This is a genomic window from Bacteroidia bacterium, from assembly GCA_016218155.1.
Lineage (GTDB): Bacteria > Bacteroidota > Bacteroidia > Bacteroidales > GWA2-32-17 > GWA2-32-17.
Genome location: JACREQ010000106.1, coordinates 1 through 21771 on the forward strand (window position 1 = coordinate 1; position 21771 = coordinate 21771).

Sequence of the window (21771 nt, forward strand, 5' to 3'; positions counted from 1 at the left end):
AAAATAAAATTTGTGTTTGTAGAAAAATTATGACGGTTATCGTAAGAGCCATCACCATAAAATAAAAGATATTTTGGCATTAATGAAGTATCAGTACCTGCACGATCATATAACATTTTCATAAAATCCTTTATTGCCGTAACATCTGGTGAGCCTGAGGAGAATTCATTATAAATAATTGATGGAGTAGTAACCAAAACAGAAAGGTTATCATTATTTCTATGAAATTCGGCTAGTGAATTTGCATAAGAAATAAAATCAGGATGTGACACAATTACCATATCTGTAGCTGGTAAACCATGTAGATTCTGATTTGCAACTTCACCAACTATTACTGGATTATAAAACATAGTTCCATTAAATACTATATATTCATGAAGGGTATCTGTTTTTGCAATAAATGATAGAATGTTACCATTTAATGTTGTTGGAACAATATATGGTGAGATAGGATTCGTAACATCCCATACATATGAATTGGTATTTGCATTAGAAATCTGAAATTCTGCATAATTTGCTGGAGCTACAGATTTAATATCCCTAAACTGTACCTGTCCGCCTTGTAAATTAAGATTCTTACGAACATTCATGTCAATGTAATCAAGCCAGCCTTCACCACCCTGAGCAGGTTTGTTATATGTAATGCTTACATTAAAATTTGAATTACTTGATGTAAAATTTTTAATAAATAAATCAGAATTTGCATAATTACTGCTTACACTGGTAAGTTGTGTTGGAGCAATAGTAGATGTACCAACATTTGCACCGTCAATATTAAAAGTAAAAGTGTTGTTTACACTTGATCTTCCATAAACAGCTGCAGCAAATTTTACTTGCTCATTTGGAACTATCTGAGGAAAATTAAAACCGAAATCATGCGAAAGAATAATGTTAAAATTTTCGCCTACCCATAATTTTCCGCTTTTTAAAAAGTTTACTGACTCACTTTCGTGAAATTGATAATCATCAAATGTATTTACTGTAACATTAGGTGAATTTGTTTCTATTGCTAAAGTTTGAATTTGTTTTGACGAGCCGCCTTCATCTGTAATAAAATAATAAGATTCGTCTGAGAAAGGGTGAAGAGTATGAAAATATATATCTCTTGTTTTATCATATGTCCAGTAAACAGGTCCGTGAGCATAAAATAAAATATAGTCACCTGAATTAAAAATACCATCTGTTCCGTTTTCAAATTTTATTGGATTCTCTACCAGATCATCATTTCTGAATATATTATTTTGAACAGATAGGGCTTTACCTCCATTGCCGTAGACTTTTATTTTTGAAGGGTTTTGAAATCCCATTTCTAAAATCTGAGTATATGTTAACTTGAATATTCCGGTTTGTGAAATTTTTATTTTTTGCCATTTACCAGTATTTAATACTGAGTTTGAAGCATATGTTCTGCTTTTATTATTTTTATTCTGAATGTTATTTTCTATAATTCTAAATGAAAATGAAATTAATCTTTCAATAGTTCCATTGTTTTTATTTTTGCGAAGAGGAATAAATGAAAGCTCTACTAATGGTTTTTTCTTAGAAAATGAAACAAATGAGTTAAAATTTATTTCGTTCGGAATACTACTATTATTTAAAATGTTTTTTAATTGTGATGTTGGAACAGGTTCGTAATTAGTGGTAATAATTTCAATCTGAGCATTATTGTTAGATGTTATCATTTTAAATTGTTCATGATAATATGGAAGTCCTGTAGATAAATTTTCGTATACTGCATTTGAGAAATACAACAACTCAAAATTATTTTCGTTTATTTTTTCAACTTTGTTTGGTAACCAAATAATATTTCTTTCTAAAATTTGGCAAAAAGCAGAATTTGCTAAAAATAAAAAGATAAAAAAAGCGGTAAATTGTAATTGTTTCATTATGTTCGCAATCTAAAATAAGTAACGTCAAAAATACTAACAATTTTTTTCAGGATTTTTAAAAAACGAGTATTTTATATTATTATTGTAGTCGTTTAAAAAGAAAAAGTACTGTTAAGAATTGTGAGAATAATAAAATTATTTGTATAATTGCAACTTGTAGTAAAGTCCATTGAGATGATAAAAAAATACACTATTATTTTAATTGTCCTGTTTTCAGGATGTTGTGAATTTGTTTATGCTCAGGATCCTCAATTTTCTCAGTTTTATGCCTCCCCTCTTTATTTAAACCCAGCACTTACAGGATCTGTTAAATGCCCACGAGCTACCTTAAATTACAGAAACCAATGGCCTGCATTAGGTTCAACCTATGTTACCTATATTGCGTCATACGACCAGCAGGTAAAGGCACTTGAGGGTTCCTTAGGTGGGTATATTTATGCCGATCAGCAGGGCGATGGAGCAATGTCTACAATTAATTTAAGTGGAATTTATGCTTATACATTTGTTTTAAATCGTAGAGCTAATATAAACTGGGCTTTTCAAGCTTCTTACATTCAAAAGAAATTAAATTGGGATTTTATTTTTCCTGATATGATTCATCCTCTTTACGGACCAATTTACCCTACTTCTGAAGTTTTAGTTCCTACATCTGAAGTAAAAAGACATTTTGATTTTTCTACTGGTGGGGTATTGTCAACAAAGAATTACTTTTTTGGTATTGCAGTTCATCATTTAACTCAACCAACTGAGTCATTCAGAAGTAATGATGATGCAGTACTTCCAAGAAAATATACAATTCACTGGGGAACAAATATTCCGATTAAGGGTATTGGCTTAAGAAAAGGTGATTTGATGATATCTCCAAATATTTTATTCCAACAGCAAAAAGATTTCCAACAAATGAACTGGGGACTTTATCTTAGCAGAAAGGGTATAGTTGGAGGTATTTGGTTCCGTCAGAATCTTACATTCCATTATGATTCATTTATTATGGTTCTGGGATATGTAAAAGAAAAAATAAAATTTGCCTATAGTTATGATTTAACTGTTTCACAACTAAAAAATCAAACTTTAGGAGCGCATGAAGTATCATTTACTTTTATTTTCCCATGTAAAGTAAAAGCAAAGAAGTTTAGATCAATGGTTTGCCCTTCATTCTAATTATAAAATTTGTGTTTAGTGCAATATTTCATTAATTTTGTGAGTTTTTAAGTAGGAATTAATTAATAGTTCAAAATATGAATACCAAATTTTTTCTAATCGTAATGTTGTTTGCAGCTTCAGTAGCTTTCTTTTCATCATGTGATGTAAAGAGATCATCGAATACTGGCTGGGATTATAACGACGAAAAAACCGGAGGTTTTGAATATGTATTCTATGAAGAACAAGAAACCGGTCCAGGTTTAGTTCTTATCGAAGGTGGTACATTTTCTATGGGTCGTGTTGAGCAAGATGTACTTTATGATTGGAGTGCTTTTCCAAAACGTGTAACAGTTTCTTCTTTTTATATGGATGAAACCGAAGTTACCAATGTAAACTATCGTGAATATTTATTCTGGTTACGTCGTGTATTTGTTGATTATCCTGAGGTTTATAAAATGGCTTTACCAGATACTTTGGTTTGGAGAAGTAAACTAGCTTTTAATGAGCCTTATGTAGAGTTATATTTCAGACATCCTGCATATCAGGATTATCCTGTTGTAGGTGTTAACTGGTTACAAGCTAATGATTATTGTAGCTGGAGAACTGACCGCGTTAACGAACTTATTATGGTTCGTGAAGGTTTACTTTATATGGATCCAACTGGTCAGTCTGGCGAAGAAAATTTTAATACAGAAGCATATCTTGCAGGTCAATATGAAGGCGCTGTTAGAGATCAGATGCCAGATTATGATCCAAATAACGAATTTAGAAAAGTTCGTATGGAAGATGGTATATTTTTACCAAAATATCGTCTACCAACCGAAGCAGAATGGGAGTTCGCTTCACTTGGCTTAGTTGGTAACATGTTAGCTGATGAGCGTATTTTTAATGAAAAAATATATCCTTGGAATGGTCATTATATCAGAGTTGATGATCGTTCAGGTTTTGATACAAAAGATATTGGTCAGATTAGAGCAAACACCATGAGAGGTCGTGGAGATTATATGGGTATGGCTGGTGCATTAAATGATCACAGTGATGTTACAAGTAATGTTAAAGAATACTGGCCAAATGATTATGGCTTATATTGTATGGCTGGTAATGTAAACGAATGGGTTATGGATGTTTTCCGTCCATTAACATTTGAAGATAATGATGATTTCCGACCTTTCCGTGGAAATATATATAAGACGCAGGTTCGTGATGATGAAGGAAATATTGCAGAAAAAGATAGTTTAGGTGCTATTCGTTACCGTAATGTTACAGATGACGAAGCGTTTAACCGTCGTAACTATAATACTGCTGATAATATTAATTATTTGGATGGTGATTATGAGTCAAGTCTTGATTTTTCAAAAGAAGATGCAAGCAAAGACAATACTAATTCAAAAAGAATGTACGATGTTGGTAAGCCAGTTGTAAATGAGAATGGTAAAGCAACAATGAGAGGTGGAGATAAAATGCAGTCTATGGTTGATAACAGACAAAGAGTATTTAAAGGTGGTGGTTGGAGAGACCGCGCATACTGGATGTCACCTGGAACACGTAGATATTTAGATCAATCACAAGCTCGTCCTGATCTTGGTTTCCGTTGTGCAATGCACAGAGTTGGAGGATCTACAGGAATGGGAATGTAAACAATAATAATATATTTGAAAACCCCATAATTATGGGGTTTTTTTATTTCTAATTGTTATGAAAATAGAAGAAATATACAATTTATTTCAAGGTTGTGGTTCAGTTTGTACTGATACAAGAAATATAAAAAAGGATTCTCTTTATATTGCTTTGAAAGGTGAAAACTTTGATGGTAATAGGTTTTGTAATGATGCTATTTTAAAGGGAAGTAAGTTTGCATTAGTTGATAATAAGGATTACGCAGATAATGTTAAAATATTTTTTGTTGAAAATACCTTATTAACTTTACAGGAATTAGCCAGATTTCATAGGAGACAATTTAATATTCCTGTAATATCTATTACCGGAACTAATGGTAAAACTACTACCAAGGAGCTAATATCATGTGTGTTACAAAAAAAATACAATATCGCATATACTAAAGGAAACTTAAATAATCATATTGGTGTTCCACTAAGCTTACTCGAAATTAATAGTAATACTCAAATTGCAGTTATTGAGATGGGCGCTAACCACCCTGGCGAAATTAAAACTTTATGTGAAATAGCATTACCCGATTATGGTATAATTACAAATATTGGTAAAGCTCATTTAGAAGGATTTGGTTCATTATTCGGAGTTATTAGTACAAAAACTGAAATGTATCGCTTTATTAAAAAGAATAAAGGCAAAATTTTTATTAATACAAATAATGAAATTCTTGTGTCTAATATTGACAATAATGAATACATAAGCTATGGTGAATCTGATGATTGTTACTTATCTGGTAAAAATCCATCATCAAATCCATTTTTAGAACTTGAATGGAAAATATATCATAACAATAATTGGAACCTGCTTAAAACAAATCTAGTAGGAAAATATAATTTCGAAAATGTTCTGGCTGCAATTTGTATTGGTAGTTATTTTGAAGTTGACGAGAAACAAATTAATGAAGCTATAACCAATTATAAACCAACTAATAATAGATCGCAAATAATTAAATCAGAAAAAAATACGATTTTAATTGATGCTTATAATGCAAATCCAACTAGCATGATTGCAGCTCTTTCTAATTTTATTGAAATGGAATCAAACAATAAAGTTTTGATAATTGGAGACATGTTAGAGTTAGGTAAAAATTCAGTAAATGAACACAAAAATATTCTTCAATTAATTTTAAAATCAAATATCAAGGAAGTTTTTTTTGTTGGTAAAACATTTATGCAGATTTCTGCTGAATCAGAGTTTAAATCATTTGAAAATGTTAGTTTATTGAAAAAATATTTCGAAGAAAATAGACTTGATAACAAAGATATACTTGTAAAAGGTTCTCATGGTATTCATTTGGAAGAGCTAATTTCTGTCTTATAATTTTAAGGACTTAGTCTTACTATTTTCCACTTATTATTATCCAAACTAAAGCTAATTCTGTCATGAAGCCTGTTTAATCTACCTTGCCAAAATTCAAACATTACAGGTTTAACAATGTACCCGCCCCAATTCAGTGGGCGTTTTATATTACCATTTTTTAATATTTTATCGAATTTGTTTTTTAATATTTCACTGCTTTTTATTACTGCACTTTGTTTGGACGAAATTGCACTAGCCTGACTTTCAATTGGTCTTGAATAGAAATAGTCGTCAGATATTTTAGCTGTTGTTTTGGCTATTATGCCTTCTATTCTTACCTGACGTTCTGTTGCAGGCCAATAAAAAACTAATGAAACATTATTGTTATTTTCAATTTCTTTGCCTTTTCTACTATTATAATTAGTAAAGAAAATCAGTCCATTTTCAGAAAAATCCTTTAATAATACTACTCTTGAAGATGGTTTATTATTTTTGCTGATAGTAGATAGTATCATTGCATTTGCTTCAAATAATTCATGCAATAAAGCCTCATTAAGCCATATTTCAAACTGAGTAAATGGATTATTAAATAAATTAGTTTTGTTTAGCTCGCCTGAGTTATAATTTTTGCGTAATTTTGAGAGTTGTACTTTCTTCATTAGTCATTTTTTCAACAAATATACTATGTCCAGAGTTGTTTACGGTATCGGAGAGGTTGTTTTTGATATAATTTTTAAACGTGGAATTCCTGTTGATGGAAAACCAGGTGGTGCAATATTAAATTCATTAGTTTCATTATCCAGACTTAAAGTTGAGACAACTTTAATAGCTGACTGTGTAAATGATTCGGTTGGCAAATTAATTGAAAATTTTCTTGTTGCAAATAATGTAAATGTTGATAGTATTAAATGGTATAATTCCGGACGATCTAGGCTGGCATTGGCTTTTTTAAATAACAGTAATGATGCTGATTATTTATTTTATAAAATGCAATCAGAAGAAAACCTTAATTTAAATTATACTGAGCCAGTTGAAAGTGATATAGTTCTATTTGGTTCGTATTATGGAATAAAACCTGAGATTAGAAGTGGTTTAACTGTATATTTAAATAAAGCTTCAAATGCTGGAAACTGTATAGTTTACGATCCTAATTTCAGGAAGTCACATTTACCAATGCTTGAAACAGTAAGACCTTATATTTATGAAAATTTTAAATTATCAGATATTGTAAAGGGTTCGAGCGAAGATTTTTATTATATTTTTAACGAGAAATCACCTCAAGAGATTTACAAGAAATTTGTTGATTGTGGAGGAAAAATTCTAGTACTTACATCAGCTGAAAAAAGTGTTTGTTTATTTCACCCTGATTTTTCTTTTGAAATTCCGGTGCCTCAAATAAATCCAATAAGTACAATAGGTGCAGGTGATAGCTTTTCTGCAGGTGTTATTTACGGTTTAATTAATAATAATGTTAAAAAGGATGATATTTTAAAGCTTGAAAAAGATGTTTGGCAAAAAATTATAAATTCTGCTATTAAATGTGCAATTTCTGTTTGCATGAGTTATGAGAATTATGTGCCACATAATCACTGATTAGCGATAAAATAGTTGAGATTTTCACTTTAAAATTGTTAAAATTAGTTAAGCAATTTGTAATTAGTCTAAATAGTAATTATATTTGTATAGGTAAAAATTACTGATGATTTCATAGAATAGGTTTAATTTCTTTCAATAAAAGTCCACTATAACATAGTGGACTTTTATTTTTTATCAGGAACAATTTTAAAATCAAGAAACCTTTTTTGAAGGTTAATTTTTGAAACAATTATTCTTACAGGATCTCCAAGTCTGTATCTTTTCTTTTGGTGTTTGCCATATATCAGATAATTTTTTTCATCGAAAACATAAAAATCATCATCTAAATCGCGTAATGAAACCATTCCTTCGCATTTATTCTCAATTATTTCAATATAAATTCCCCATTCAGTAACACCAGAAATAACACCGTCAAACTCAACGCCGATTTTATCACTCATGTACTCAATTTGCTTGTATTTAGTTGAAGCTCTTTCAGCATTTGCAGCAACCTGTTCCATTTCTGAAGAATGTTTGCATTTTTTTTCATACTCCTGAGCATTTACTGATTTTCCTTTATTGAGATATAAATCAAGTAACCTATGTACCATCATATCCGGATAACGTCTGATAGGAGAGGTGAAGTGAGTATAGTATGAAAACCCCAATCCATAGTGACCAATGTTACTTGTGGAGTATTCTGCTTTAGCCATTGCTCTTATAGCAAGACTTTCTATCATGCTTTTTTCTGCTTTACCATCTAATTCTAATAACAATTTGTTCATAGAACCGGCAACAGCTTTATCTGAGCCAAAATTTACTTTGTAACCAAATGTTTTAATAAAATTTGCAAATGTTCTTAGCTTTTCAGAGTCAGGTTTATCATGTATTCTATATACAAATGTTTTTGCAGCTTTTTCGTCTTTCTTTTTCCCAATAAACTCTGCAACTTTTTTATTTGCAAGAAGCATAAATTCTTCTATTAATTTATTAGAATCTTTATTTTCTTTAAAAAAAACATGCAGCGGCTTTCCGTTATTGTCGAGTTTAAATTTTACTTCAACTTTATCAAAACCAATAGCACCTTTTGAGAATCTTTTTGCACGTAGTTTTTTTGCAATGTTTTGAAGTGTTAATATTTCTTTATTAAAATCGCCTTCCCCTGTTTCAATTATTATTTGTGCTTCATCATAATTAAATCGTCTGTCGGAATTAATTATTGTTCTTCCAAACCATTCGTTTTTAATTATTGCATCTTCGTCAATTTCAAATACTGCAGAGTAACAAAGTTTATCTTCCTTTGGTCTTAAAGAACATAGTTGATTTGAAAGTTTTTCAGGTAACATAGGAACAACTCTGTCAACAAGGTATACTGAAGTTGCACGGTTAAATGCTTCAATATCTAATTCAGAATTGTCTTTAATGTAATGTGTTACATCGGCAATATGAACACCAACTTCCCAGTTGCCATTTGATAATTTATTTAATGAAAGAGCATCATCAAAATCTTTTGCATCTTCAGGGTCAATTGTAAACGTTGTTATTTTTCTAAAGTCACGTCGGTTTGCAATTTCTTTTTCGGTTATCTGATTCGGAATTTTATCAGCAGCTTTTTCAATATCATTTGAGAATTTTGCTGGAAGATTAAATTCTGCAAGTATTGCATGCATTTCAACTTCATTGTCGCCTGCATAACCTAAAACTTCTTCCACTTTTCCAATTGGACTTTTACTTTTTCTGGGCCACTCTTCTATACTTACTATTGCTTTTTGCCCATGTTTTGCACGATTAAGATTTTTTGAAGGAATAAAAATATCATATGGCATGTTTCTGCCATCAGGAATCATAAAAGCATATGATCCTGATATTTCTATTACCCCAACAAAAGTATTTGTAGATCTTTTAATTATGTCAACAACTTCACCTTCTAATAAATCTGGTCTGCGCCGTGCGTAAAGGTAAACTTTAACAATATCCCCGGTTAATGCATGGTTTAAATTTCGTTGAGAGATTGTAATCTCATCTGTTATTTCATCAGTAATAATAATTCCTTCACCATTACCTCTTAACTCAACTGTACCTGTAACATATCCTTTAGGTGATGATAGCTTATATTTTCCTGTATAAACTTCCTCTATGACTTTAAACTCTGCTAAATTCTGTAAGGCTAAAATTACTAATTGCTTATCTGATTCACCCGAAAGTTCTAACTGCTTACAAACTTGTTTGTAATTGTATGTTTTAGAAGGGTTGTTGTTTAATAGAGCATGAACTAAGCTTTTTATGGCTTTTCTGTTTAATCCGCTTTTTCTTACGGTTGTTTTTTTTGACATCTTAATTTTTTATAAATATGGATTGTAATTATTACAAAGGTTATAAATATTCGCTAATTTTACATAAAATATAAGTTAAATGAATATTAAAGTTTTATTTATTCTGGTTTTGTTTTCACAATATGTTTTTTCACAGGAGGTAACTTTTGAAGGAATTGAAACAAAAGATGAAATTACATATTTAAAAGGTACAAATGAACCTTTTACAGGAAAAGTTGTTGCATTTAATATCAATGGAAAGAAAAATCTTGAAATTGAATATAAGAATGGTAAAGAAAATGGTATCAACCGTACCTGGTATGCAAATGGAAAACTAATGAATGAAACTCAAATTACAGATGGCAAAATTGACGGACTTTGGATTGATTATTATGAAAATGGTCAGAAAATGAATGAAGTTAGTTACGAAAATGATTACATGACAGGATCTTGTACACGATGGTATGAGAATGGAAAAATTAAAGAAAAAGGAAACCATCATCATTGTAAAGAGCAAGGATATTGGGTTTATTATTATGAAAACGGGCAAAAACAAAGTGCAGGTGAGTATTTAGATGCACAGAAAGTTGGCGATTGGATAGAGTGGAATGTTAAAGGAGAAGTTGTAAAAACTCAGAATTATAAAAAATAATTTATTTCGGATTATATAATACAAAAAACTTTAATGCAATATTATCATTGGTTGGAATTCCCATTAATGAAGGATTTTCAATTTTAAAATCTGATATTTTTACAATAAACGAACCTGTTACTTCAATTCCTTGATCTGTTATTTTACTATTGGCATCTATTGTTATGGATTTGGTAACACCGTGAAAGTTAAGTTCGCCTGTAACCGTTAATTTTGAATTGTCATCAGTTATTGACGAACTTGTAAAAGTTACTGCCGGAAATTTTAACCCTTCTAAAACTTCAATCATATGTGAATCACGGTTTGCATTCTGACTATCAAATGTTGAAACAGGAATAGAAACTGCAACTTTTACTATCTTTTTTGTTTCTGGGTTGAATATTAGAACTGAAAGTACGTTTTTACTAGTAGCTTCCCAGTTGTGCATTGGGTGTGACATTTCATATGTAATGTATGACTTTGCTTTATCGGCACCATATTTTACTGTTGTTTGGGCTTCAATATTTGAGCAAATCAAAAACAGTGTTATAATCAGTAATGTTATTTTTTTCATGGTATTAAAATTTAATCACAATTTCGGCAGCAAGAAATGCTCCAAATGCTGTAAATGCAGCTGCTCTGTGCCATTTCTGCATTTGAGGGTTTCCTTCTGCTTGTTCGGCCAATATATTTGTAGCAATCATACCTGCAAGATGAACCATTGCTAAATATTTATGAACTTTTATACTACTGTAACCTTTTCTTTCGCTTAACATTTTTGGAGGTGCAAATAATGAAAGTGAAGCTGTGGTAAAATATGCGATATTAACACCAGCTGCCAGCCCTTCGTGTAAGTCTTTAATGTTTTGGTCTCCGTTTATTAATTTAGTTCCAACAATTCCTTGTCCAATCATCCCAAGTGAAGTCAATGCACCTAACATCTGGTGAGTAACAAGCATTGTTCTTCTTAATTTTAATTCTTTAGCTCTTTTTTCTGGTGTCAGCTCAAAAGCATTAAAATTTCTCATTAAGCCTTTTTTGCCCCATAAAATGCGTTGAGTAAAAATCATTTTATCTGGTAGTAATTGCTGCTGAATTGTACTATCCAAGGTAAGCGATCCTAGTAAATCATCTTGAGGGATAGTATCTTTTTGTGCAAATAGATTGTGACCAAATGCTAATAAGGTAATAATTAATACAATAAATATTTTTTTCATAAAAATAAATTTATGCAATTTAGTACTTAAACATGTAAAATGTTCAGATAAAATTTAAAAATATTGTTAAAAAAACTATAAATGTTTTAAAGTGACATTTGCGATAGTTTCACCAATAGCTAAAGATGCAGTTGCTGCAGGGGAAGGAGCATTACAGACATTAATTACTCCGGGATTTTCATAAATTAAAAAGTCGTCGGCAAGAGAGCCGGCTCTGGTACATGCTTGTGCACGAACTCCTGCGCCACCTGTTACAGTGTCATTAATTGTAATTGATGGGACTAAAGTTTTTAATGAGCGTGTAAATGCTCTTTTGTTAAATGATCGGTAATATTCTCCGAAACCCATTTTTAAATGTCGGAACATAACTTTTTGAAATCCTCTCCATGTAAGTGATTCCCATGCTTCTGAAAATTTAAAGCTTGTTTTGTGATATCCTTCACGTTTGAATGCAAAAACTGCATTTGGTCCGGCTTCTACCTTGCCATCAATTCTACGTGTAAAATGTACTCCTAAGAATGGAAATGCCGGATCGGGAACAGGATAGATTAAATTCTTAACAAGGTGTACACGTTCTTTTGCAAGTGTGTAATATTCACCCCTGAATGGAATAATCTTAACGTCGAGTTTGGGTAAAGTAAATCTTGCAACTTTATCAGAATATAACCCGCAACAATTAACAACAACTTTGGTTGTAAAATCACCATGCTCTGTATTTACAATAGTTTCATTGTTATTTGTTACAATGTTTATTACTTTATGATTGAATTTGATTTCACCATTATATCGAACCTGAAAAATATCAGCAATTTTTTCACATACAACTGTGTAATCAATAATGCCGGTATATGGTACATATATTGCTGCAACGCCTTTTGCATATGGTTCAAAATCCTTTATTTTTTCACCTGAGATCTTTTTGATTTCACTTAACCCATTTTGCAAACCTCTTTCATAAAGGGCCTCCAGTCTTGGTAACTCACTATTGTTAATTGCTACAATTAATTTTCCACAAAGCTCAAAAGGAATATTTTCTTTTTTGCAAAATTCGAGAAGCATTTTATATCCTTTCAGACAATTTAATGCCTTTAAACCTCCGGGTTTATAATAAATTCCTGAGTGAATTACACCACTGTTATTTCCTGTCTGATGTGCTGCTACACGATTTTCTTTTTCAAGTATTAGCACTTTAAGTTCTGGTTTTTGTTCTTTAATTTTAAGTGCAGATGCTAGTCCCACTATTCCACTTCCTATTACAATTACATCGTAATTCATTTTCCAATTATTCTTTATTTGTACTTATTGTTAAATTTAATGCGATCCATGCCATTATTCCATGAGTAAAGGCTAAAACACTTTCATCAATATTAAATCGTGAAGAGTGCAAAGGGAAATTTGTGTCTTCGTTATTATTAGCAGTTCCTAATCTGTACATTGTTGATGGATACTCCTGAGCAAAATATGAGAAATCTTCGGCAGTCATTCTTATATCCATATCTATAACATTGTCTTTTCCTAAATACTCCTGTGAAAATTTGCGTGCTTTTTCAGTTACAGATTCATTATTTATTAAGCTAGGGTACCCATGCATTATGCGAACATCGCAATCGCCACCCATACTTCTTGCTATTGACTTCGACATCAACTCAATTTCATTTAAAGCTTCTTTTCTCCATTCTTCATTCATTGTGCGGAATGTACCTTCAATATTTACTTCATCGGGTATAATGTTAGTAGCACCGTTAGCAATTATTTTACCAAATGAGAGTACTGTAGGGGTAGCTGCAAAGGCTTTTCTGCTTACAATTTGTTGTAGTGCAACAATAATATGTGATGAAATTAAAACAGTATCTATTAACTGGTGAGGCATAGCTGCATGACCTCCTTTACCCTTAACTGTAATATAAATCTCATCAGTTGAAGCCATGTACATTCCACTTTTAAACCCCACTGTACCGACTTTCATTGATGGATTTACATGTTGTGCAATAACAAAATCAGGTTTATATTCTTTAAAAACTCCTTCTTCAAGCATCTGTTTTGCACCTCCCGGAAGTTTTTCTTCGGCAGGTTGAAAAATAAATAAATATTTGCCTGAAACATCAGATTTTAGTTCGTTTAAAATTAAGATTGTTCCCATTAAAGAAGCTGTGTGAACATCATGTCCACAAGCATGCATAACACCTGAGTTTTGTGATTTGTACGAACAATTATTTTGTTCTGTTATTGGTAATGCATCTATATCTGCACGAATTGCAATTGTTTTACCGGGTTTATTTCCTTCAATAACAGCAAGAATACCGTTTCCTGCAATATTATTTTTGTATATTATTTTATTTTCTGTAAGAAAATTAACAATATACGCAGAAGTTAGATTTTCTTGATAAGATAGTTCAGGATTGGCATGTAAGTACTGCCTGTATTTAGTTACATTTTCAGCATATTTAGCGGCAAGTTCTTTTACTTTTAAAATATCCATATTATTTTCCTAATATCATTTTTAAACCAATAAGAATTACAACTCCTCCAAAAACTCTTTTTAATATATTGTCAGGTATTTGAACTGACCATAATGAGCCTAAGTAAGCACCAACAAAGAAAGCCAGTGCTAATATTATTGCATATTTAAAATTCACATAGCCTTCTTTATAATAATTTACTACTGCTAATAATCCAATAGGAGCAAGCATAAATGCCAGGTTTGTACCTTGTGCCTGATGTTGAGTAAAGCCCATAAACATAACTAACGCAGGAATTACAATTACCCCACCTCCTAAACCGAACATGCCACCAAATATTCCGGCAATTAATCCGATAAATATTAGTGCAATAAATTCAGTTAATCCCATTTTCATTTTGTTAAAAATCAAGACTAAGTGATAAGTAGAATATTCCAGGTAGAACAACATTATTCTCAATTCCCCATGCCCAATCAGCTCTTACAAAGTATCCTAAAAGTCGGCTTCTGATACCAAAACCATATCCATATACTATAGGTTGTCTGTCTTTGTCAATAATAATAGTAATGGGTCCGTTATGAATAATTTCGTTATTGTATGCATTTTGTTTGCTATATGGTGAATCTCCGCTCCAAGCAGTACCAATATCTAAAAAACTAATTAACTGGAAATTTTCAAGAAAATCACTATGAATTGGGCGATTCATAAAATATTTAATAACTGGCCAGCGTAATTCATTATTTAATACAGCAAAACTATTTCCGTTTCTTATGTTCTGAGTAAAGCCACGCATATTTGTTGCAATTGCCTGATATGCATAATTCTGTTTCTGATCAATTAATACAGTCTGGTCAAATGTAGGAACTTTGGTACTAAGATTAATCCAGTTATCAACGCTTCCTAAATAATAAATAAGTTTACGATTTCCAAAAGAATTACTTGCTGCAAAACGGCTAGCCCAAATTAGCTCACGATGAATTTTTTGATAGTGGCGAAAATCACACCCAACAACAAATAAATTTGATTCTTTTGCATCAACTTGTTTGTAGGCTTCAAAAAATACTTTCGAGCGTGTACCATTATATAAATTTATTCCTTTGTTTCTTGTGTTATCATATATCCATTCAGCTTTTGCGCCAAGCCATGTGCTTACAATGTCTTTATGTTGTAATGTACTAAGTTCTGTGGCAAGATAGGCGCTTCTGTCATACCTTAGGTTTGTTGTTATTCGTGCCGACATTACCTGATTAAACGGATATTTTAATATATAATGTATTTCGTGAGTATGTGTTTTAACAAGTGCGTAGCCCATTGCACTATTTAATGCTAGTCGATGAAATACTATTTGTTTGTCAAGTCGTTTTTTTAGATTCTCAAAACTTAATAAGTACTCATTACTGTCAAAGTTGCCTGCAAAACGAACTCCACCAGTTATTTTATAATCTTCAAATAAATCGGTTGTTCCAACCTTAAAGAATATATTAAAGCCAGGATTAAAATAAAACGGACCACCAGTAAATGGTTGGTAAGAATTACTTAAAAAACCAAAGTCAACCTGACTTACAACCGTATTTGTGTAAAAAGAAGTTAAATATAACATTGGTCTTAAAGTCTCTTTCTTTACACTATCAGGTTTTATAATTGCTTTTGTTGTGTCATTTGTTGGCAGATATCCTTTTTGTTTGTTTTTTTGAAATTCAAAAATGTAATTATTAATATCAATATGCGATGTGTCGTAAATTTGAATATTAGGAATTACAATAGTTGTCACTGAATCTGATTTAGAATCTTTAATTTTCTTTATTTTTTGAAGACTGTCAAGTTCAGCTTTTTTCTTAATGAAATTCTTTTTGTAAATTGTTAAATTATTGTTTTTAATATCCGATTTATAATCAGGTGTATTTGAAAACAACTGGTACTTACCTTTTTTGTATAAAATTTCAGAATAAGATCTTGCAGCCGGACTAACCGATTGCTCTAAAATATTTCTTGAATAGTTTGTTAGTGGTTTACTTTCAGTAAAATAACGGTAATGTGTTATGGTGTCAATATAACTAATTGTACTGTCGAACTTTGCGTAGTATCTATTAATAATTCCATTTTCATCACTTAAATAAAGATATTCGTTGTTCTTAATCTGGAAAGGATAAGTTTCGTTAGAAAGTTTTGTTTGCGATATTCTTATTAAGACAGGTGACTTGGTTTTATAGTCGAATTGGAAAATATCATATGTAGCATTCTCGAAATTTTCAGTTTTATCTAATCCTAGAGTATCATTTGTTCTGTTTGATGAAAAAAGAATGTTATTGGAATTATTAATAAATCTTGGATATCTGTCATCTGCAAGGTCATTTGTTATTTTTGTGAATGTATTAGCTGCATTATTAAATACAAAAATATCAGTTTGACCATCTTTTACTGCAGACATAACAAGATTAAAACCATCTTGAGAAAAGGAATAATCTACAATTTTATCCACATTAAATATTTCTTTCCAATCGGTTTTCTGTTCTTCTAAATCATAAAAATTAAGATGAATTGTTCCTTTCTCTTCTGTTATATAAGTTAAAATTTTACTAGTTGGGTGCCATGATAATAGTGGGTAAGAGTAATCTGTAATCTGATCCAGTCTTTGTCCTAATTTAAAAATACATTTTCCTTTTTTATCATCTTTTGTTTTTAAATAAATACGATGTTTTCCCATTTCGTTGGTTTGATATGCAAAATAATTTCCATCAGGACTTTCAGTAAGTTGTTGATAGACCTTAGTTTTTTTTGTTTTATTTAAAAGACTTCCAGATTCAGGGAATGAGCGTTTTTGTTCATCGCTGTAATATTTCTCATCAAAATAGTTTAACCACTCAAATGCTAAGTATTTCATAGGTAATCCTAATACATACAAAAAGCCACTTTCGCTGTTTTTACTTACTCTTGTAAGATATAAAATATTTGGAATGACCTGTTTGCCGAATTTCTGAGAAATAAAATACCATATTGAATGTCCTGCATAAACTGCATCGTTACCTGATAATCTGTTAAATTTTTCATATTTTCCAGAAAGAATTCCATCACGAACATTATTTTCTATTTCAACATTCCAATCATCAGATAGATAAGAAATAATACCTTTGTAATACCATTCAGGAAGTGAAAGTAATGTAGAGTTTGTAACTTTTGCAGTAAAGTCACTACCATATAGCATTTCGTTTACCATTACTTCTGCAATTGCAGCATAAATTTGTTTTTGAAAACGTACATGATCGCCTTCAAAATAAATTGAAATCTTATTATTAACTATTCTTGTTGTACCACCAATGTTATACTGGTCATTTCCTGAAACTAAGCCAATATTACTTTGTCTAAAATCTGATAAGTTGTTGTATATTAAAAATATGATTCTTTTTTCGAAAGTGTAACCAAAATAGGTTTCTAAATCATTTATTCTTTTCTCTGCAATATTAGTTGTAAACTCTGCTAGATTTTTTCCGCCTACATAAAAATATGTATCGAATTTTTTCTGTCTGTAAAATTGCCATACAAACTCTTTATATTGAACTCTGTTTTTTCCAAAGTCCATCTGTAAGCCGTTATAAAATTGAGCATTAGAGCTAAGTATTATAAAGCTTAAAAAAAGAAATAAACCGTATTTTATTATTTTTTTTAGCACCATAGTGGCGCTCTTTTTTATTTGCGAATTTAATCATTTGTTTTAAGATAGTTATTTGATAACCTAAAGTAAATTTTAGTAATTTAATAAAAATTAATTCTTGTATGCGAAATATTAGATTTGAAATAAGACTAAGTGTTGAGATATTTCAAAAATGCAGGTTCTGGAAAATAATAAAAATTATTCAAGAATTAATTTTGAATTAATACTGCCATTTGTTGTGAAAATATCAATAAAATAAATTCCTGACGCGAAATTTTCTACTTGAATTGTTATATTATTTATTTTGTTATATAATTTTTGAAATACAGTTTTTCCTGATAAATCTTTAATTGTAATTTGTTGTATCTTATTAATTGCATTTGTTTGTATTGAAATCTTTTCTTTTGCAGGGTTAGGAAAAATGTTAATATTTAAATTATTATTTAAAGTTTCTTCGCTTGATGAGGAAGGTAAAAGAAAGATTGGAGCCGACCATAAATAATCTTCATCAGTTTGTTTTGCTCTAATAAAAATCCAACTCGAATTGCTTGTGTTTATTTGAAAAGTTGTATCAAGTGATGAATGATTTACAGAAAAGGAAGCTAGAATTGTATTATTGCTTGAAATAATTGAAACATTATTCCAAATTTCATTATCATCATCACTTAATGTGAAATGTATTACAGCATTTGCAGATTTTGTGGCAAAACTGCCCATATTATGACCGTTTAAAGTCATCCAGACTTTTGCGTTTTTGTCCATAGTAGAAAATGTTCTGCGGTTATATAGTGCATCAATTATAGAATTATATGTCAATGAACTTGCATAAATTCCAGTTCGTGTATCGTCAAGATTGCCCCATGTCCAGTCGTGATTATCCTGATTATTTGTTGCAGATACATGCCATCCGTTATTTAAGGCAAGCTGGTAATATGAATCGTCTGAGAATTTCTTTACTTCAATTAGCCTGAAAATAGAATCAATGGTTGCTGTTTTATATGCAAAATTATTCCAGTTATTTGTTCCCAATAACCCGGGATGATTAAATTGTGCTATTGCATTTTGTTGATTTTGCAGGTCAGCAAGAAAAGCATCCCAGTTATTTACATTTAAAGGTGAGGTCATGTTTGTAGTATTAAATACATTTACATGATTAATTGTTGGTGAAGTCCATTCAAAGCCTGCCATTCCTACAAAAACATTGTTTACTGTTGATAAGTTTGCAGATATCTTTAGCGAATCCCATTCGTAGGAAGAATAATAAATGCTTTCAAGGTGATCAGTAACAGCTAAAACATCAATATTTGCTACGTTGTTAGCATAACTATATGCATTTAATGGTACTCCAACACCGCCCGAATAATCAGTATGACTATGCAAGTTACCGTAGTAAATATTAAATTGTGCATTAGTAGAATAAACTAAAATGAAAAGTATTAAAGAAAAAAATAATTTATACATAATGTTAAATATATATTGGTTCAAATAAATTTGGGCAAATGTTTTTTTCAATACCTAATTTAAAAAAATGATTAATTGCTTCTTCACCTTTCTTGCCAAGATTAGTGCTAAACTCGTTAACATATAGGCTAATGTGTTGCCTTGTTATGTCTTCTGATGTTTCCCTGGCATTGTTTCGTATAAATTGTTGCGAAGCATCAGGAAATTTATTTGCAAATTCTACACTTTCTCTGATTAGTTTAGCAATGTCGGATTTTACTTTATTAGGTAATGAGCGTTTAATTGCAATACATCCAAGTGGCAAAGGCATATTTGTTTCTTTTTCCCACATTTCTCCTAAATCAGCAATTTTATGCAAACCTCTTTTTTTGTATGTAAAACGGGTTTCGTGAATAACCAATCCAGCATCTGCTTCACCTGAAAGGACTACTTCTTCAATATCAGAAAATAAATATTCGTGAATATTGTTTTTATGTGGTTGCCAGAAAATATTTAACAACATACCTGCAGTTGTATATGCACCGGGAATTGCAATTTTTACATCTTTTATTTCATCAGGATAAATTTTCCTTTTGCTAATTAGAAGCGGACCGTTACCAAAACCCAAAGCAGCACCTGCTGGTAGAATCTGATACTTTTCTGATACATGCGAGTATGCATGAAAACTTAGCTTTGTTATGTCTAAATATTCTTTGAAAGCATGCTTGTTAAGGTTTTCTACATCTGCCAATTCGATATCGAATTCGTAGCCATTTATTAAAATTCTTTTGTTAACAATGGCATCAAAAATATAAGTATCGTTCGGACAAGGCGAAAAACCTAATGAAAGTTTCATTTTATTAGTGTATGAATTTTTGAAATTATTTCAGGTAATGCTTTATTTAGGTTATCAATAGCAAGATCTTTATTCCAGCTACTTGTATTTCTTGGTGCAACAAAATTTGAAACTGAGCGAATTTCGGCAAAAGGAATTTTATTCATTAAACAAACGAAGAAAACAGCAGCACCTTCCATCGATTCTACATCGGGATTGAAAATTGAGACCACTTTTTTAATAACATTCTTTTGCCCGTTAACGGTATTAACGGTTATGCCTTTTACCAAAGGCAATTTTATTTTTTTTGCAAACTTATTTTCTAATTTTCCGGATTCTGAAACTTTATCTTTTTCGCGAATAGGAATAAATTTACCATTATCGTCAATTCCAAAATCTGCAAATTCTTCTGAAACAACATTTACTAATGAGCCAACAGAAAATTGTTTACTAAAACTTCCGCATATGCCAACATTTAAAACGAAATCAGGTTTGCTTTTTAAAATTGCTACAGTTAAAGAATAAGTTGTTTTAACCATGCCAATTCCTGTGATAAGAATCTCAATATCAGGAAAAGCAGAAGTTATTTTTTTTATTGAACTATCTGATCCTAATTCTGGTTTAGTTGCCGATACTAAAAGCAATTTCATGATTAAAAATTTGAATAAAGTTAAAAAATTGTGGTTATTTTGCATAATATCAAAATGAATATTTATGAGTGAGATAGAATTTGACCCAACAGAAATTGAAGGTTTTTCGAAAATTGAAATGTATCATGCTGACACTACTAATTCATTGTCAGAGCACTATAAATGGATTTTGGGTTTAATCGGAGAAAATCCTGAGCGTGAAGGTTTACTTAAAACTCCTGAAAGAGTAGCAAAATCGATGCAATTTTTAACACATGGTTACCATTTAGATCCTGTTGAGATTTTAAATTCAGCAAAATTTAAGGAAGATTACAAACAAATGGTGCTTGTAAAAAATATTGAGATTTATTCGATGTGTGAACATCATATGATTCCATTTTTTGGTAAAGCTCATATTGCATATATTCCTAATGGATATATTACAGGTTTAAGTAAAATTGCAAGAGTTGTTGATGCTTTTGCCCGTCGTTTGCAGGTGCAGGAAAGATTAACTTCTCAAATTAAAGATTGCATTCAGGAAACACTTAATCCACTTGGTGTGGGTGTTGTTATAGAAGCTCAGCATATGTGTATGATGATGCGTGGAATTCAAAAACAAAATTCTGTAACAACTACCAGTGATTTTTCCGGTGCATTCTTAAAAGAACCTACAAGGTCAGAATTTATACATTTGATAGGAGAGAAGTTGCATTAATATTAAATTATTTATGGAAAAACTTCCACAACAGAATAATCCATTACACGGTGTTACATTAGAATCTATATTAAATTATTTGCTCGATTATTACGGTTGGGAAAAGCTGGGGGCAAAAATTCGTATAAATTGTTTTAACGATAATCCAAGTATTCAGTCAAGCCTGAAGTTTTTACGCAAAACTCCTTGGGCAAGAACCAAAGTAGAACAATTGTATATTTGGTTGGTTGAGAAAAATAGTAAATAGTTTTTTATTCAACCTTTATAACTAGCCCTTTTAAATATTCCCCTTCCGGATGGTAAATAC

19 protein-coding genes are annotated in these 21771 nt (G+C 30.8%); 7 read left to right on the forward strand and 12 right to left on the reverse strand.

The genetic code is table 11. The features are described 5' to 3' along the window. The coding region (locus HY951_17570) for a hypothetical protein (protein ID MBI5541870.1) at positions 1 to 1886 on the reverse strand (1886 nt) is incomplete at its 3' end. 177 nt (positions 1887 to 2063) lie between these two features. Here HY951_17570 and HY951_17575 point away from each other — a divergent pair. The 3 genes from HY951_17575 (at position 2064) to HY951_17585 (ending at position 6023) form a co-directional block, all read left to right on the forward strand. Then, a complete protein-coding gene (locus HY951_17575) occupies positions 2064 to 3050 on the forward strand; it encodes a PorP/SprF family type IX secretion system membrane protein (protein MBI5541871.1) in 987 nt (328 codons plus the stop codon). A 77-nt stretch (positions 3051 to 3127) separates the two neighbouring features. Continuing rightward, on the forward strand, positions 3128 to 4669 hold the full coding sequence (locus tag HY951_17580; protein ID MBI5541872.1) for an SUMF1/EgtB/PvdO family nonheme iron enzyme: 1542 nt from the start codon (positions 3128 to 3130) through the stop codon (positions 4667 to 4669). A 58-nt stretch (positions 4670 to 4727) separates the two neighbouring features. Further along, a complete protein-coding gene (locus HY951_17585; GenBank protein ID MBI5541873.1) occupies positions 4728 to 6023 on the forward strand; it encodes a UDP-N-acetylmuramoyl-tripeptide--D-alanyl-D-alanine ligase in 1296 nt (431 codons plus the stop codon). A 2-nt stretch (positions 6024 to 6025) separates the two neighbouring features. On the opposite strand, the gene pdxH is transcribed toward HY951_17585, so the two are convergent. Further along, the gene (pdxH, locus tag HY951_17590) at positions 6026 to 6661 is read right to left on the reverse strand and encodes a pyridoxamine 5'-phosphate oxidase (protein ID MBI5541874.1); all 636 of its coding nucleotides are present in this window, start codon (positions 6659 to 6661) and stop codon (positions 6026 to 6028) included. Positions 6662 to 6686: 25 nt separating this feature from the next. On the opposite strand from pdxH, the gene HY951_17595 reads away from it, so the two are divergent. Beyond that, entirely contained in the window at positions 6687 to 7595 is a 909-nt protein-coding gene (locus HY951_17595) for a hypothetical protein (GenBank protein ID MBI5541875.1), read from the forward strand. 167 nt (positions 7596 to 7762) lie between these two features. Here HY951_17595 and rnr read toward each other — a convergent pair whose 3' ends face one another. Further along, positions 7763 to 9910, reverse strand: coding sequence for a ribonuclease R (gene rnr, locus HY951_17600; protein ID MBI5541876.1), 2148 nt, complete (start codon positions 9908 to 9910; stop codon positions 7763 to 7765). Positions 9911 to 9989: 79 nt separating this feature from the next. Between rnr and HY951_17605 the strand changes: the two genes are divergently transcribed. Then, entirely contained in the window at positions 9990 to 10541 is a 552-nt protein-coding gene (locus tag HY951_17605) for a toxin-antitoxin system YwqK family antitoxin (GenBank protein MBI5541877.1), read from the forward strand. A 1-nt stretch (position 10542) separates the two neighbouring features. Here the strand turns inward: HY951_17605 and HY951_17610 are convergent, their stop codons facing one another. From HY951_17610 to HY951_17650, 9 genes are all read right to left on the reverse strand, one after another. Next, entirely contained in the window at positions 10543 to 11094 is a 552-nt protein-coding gene (locus HY951_17610) for a YceI family protein (protein ID MBI5541878.1), read from the reverse strand. Positions 11095 to 11098: 4 nt separating this feature from the next. After that, positions 11099 to 11737, reverse strand: a complete 639-nt coding sequence (locus HY951_17615) for a hypothetical protein (protein MBI5541879.1) — start codon at positions 11735 to 11737, stop codon at positions 11099 to 11101. Between the two features lie 75 nt (positions 11738 to 11812). Beyond that, positions 11813 to 13012, reverse strand: coding sequence for an L-2-hydroxyglutarate oxidase (gene lhgO / locus HY951_17620; GenBank protein MBI5541880.1), 1200 nt, complete (start codon positions 13010 to 13012; stop codon positions 11813 to 11815). 7 nt (positions 13013 to 13019) lie between these two features. Beyond that, positions 13020 to 14216, reverse strand: a complete 1197-nt coding sequence (locus HY951_17625) for an amidohydrolase (GenBank protein ID MBI5541881.1) — start codon at positions 14214 to 14216, stop codon at positions 13020 to 13022. Between the two features lies 1 nt (position 14217). Continuing rightward, the gene (locus tag HY951_17630; protein ID MBI5541882.1) at positions 14218 to 14586 is read right to left on the reverse strand and encodes a sulfite exporter TauE/SafE family protein; all 369 of its coding nucleotides are present in this window, start codon (positions 14584 to 14586) and stop codon (positions 14218 to 14220) included. 10 nt (positions 14587 to 14596) lie between these two features. Next, positions 14597 to 17773 (reverse strand): hypothetical protein, encoded by a 3177-nt coding sequence (locus HY951_17635; GenBank protein ID MBI5541883.1) that lies wholly within the window; start codon positions 17771 to 17773, stop codon positions 14597 to 14599. Between the two features lie 270 nt (positions 17774 to 18043). Continuing rightward, positions 18044 to 19306, reverse strand: a complete 1263-nt coding sequence (locus HY951_17640) for a CehA/McbA family metallohydrolase (protein MBI5541884.1) — start codon at positions 19304 to 19306, stop codon at positions 18044 to 18046. A 4-nt stretch (positions 19307 to 19310) separates the two neighbouring features. After that, positions 19311 to 20141 (reverse strand): 1,4-dihydroxy-6-naphthoate synthase, encoded by an 831-nt coding sequence (locus HY951_17645; GenBank protein MBI5541885.1) that lies wholly within the window; start codon positions 20139 to 20141, stop codon positions 19311 to 19313. Continuing rightward, positions 20138 to 20770, reverse strand: coding sequence for a futalosine hydrolase (locus HY951_17650; GenBank protein ID MBI5541886.1), 633 nt, complete (start codon positions 20768 to 20770; stop codon positions 20138 to 20140). Before HY951_17650 ends, HY951_17645 begins: the two co-directional genes overlap by 4 nt. A 64-nt stretch (positions 20771 to 20834) precedes the next feature. Here HY951_17650 and folE point away from each other — a divergent pair, with 64 nt between their 5' ends. Both folE and HY951_17660 read left to right on the forward strand, forming a co-directional pair. Then, a complete protein-coding gene (gene folE / locus HY951_17655; GenBank protein MBI5541887.1) occupies positions 20835 to 21464 on the forward strand; it encodes a GTP cyclohydrolase I FolE in 630 nt (209 codons plus the stop codon). 13 nt (positions 21465 to 21477) lie between these two features. Next, positions 21478 to 21711 (forward strand): DUF2132 domain-containing protein, encoded by a 234-nt coding sequence (locus tag HY951_17660; protein ID MBI5541888.1) that lies wholly within the window; start codon positions 21478 to 21480, stop codon positions 21709 to 21711. The last annotated feature ends 60 nt before the right edge of the window (positions 21712 to 21771 follow it).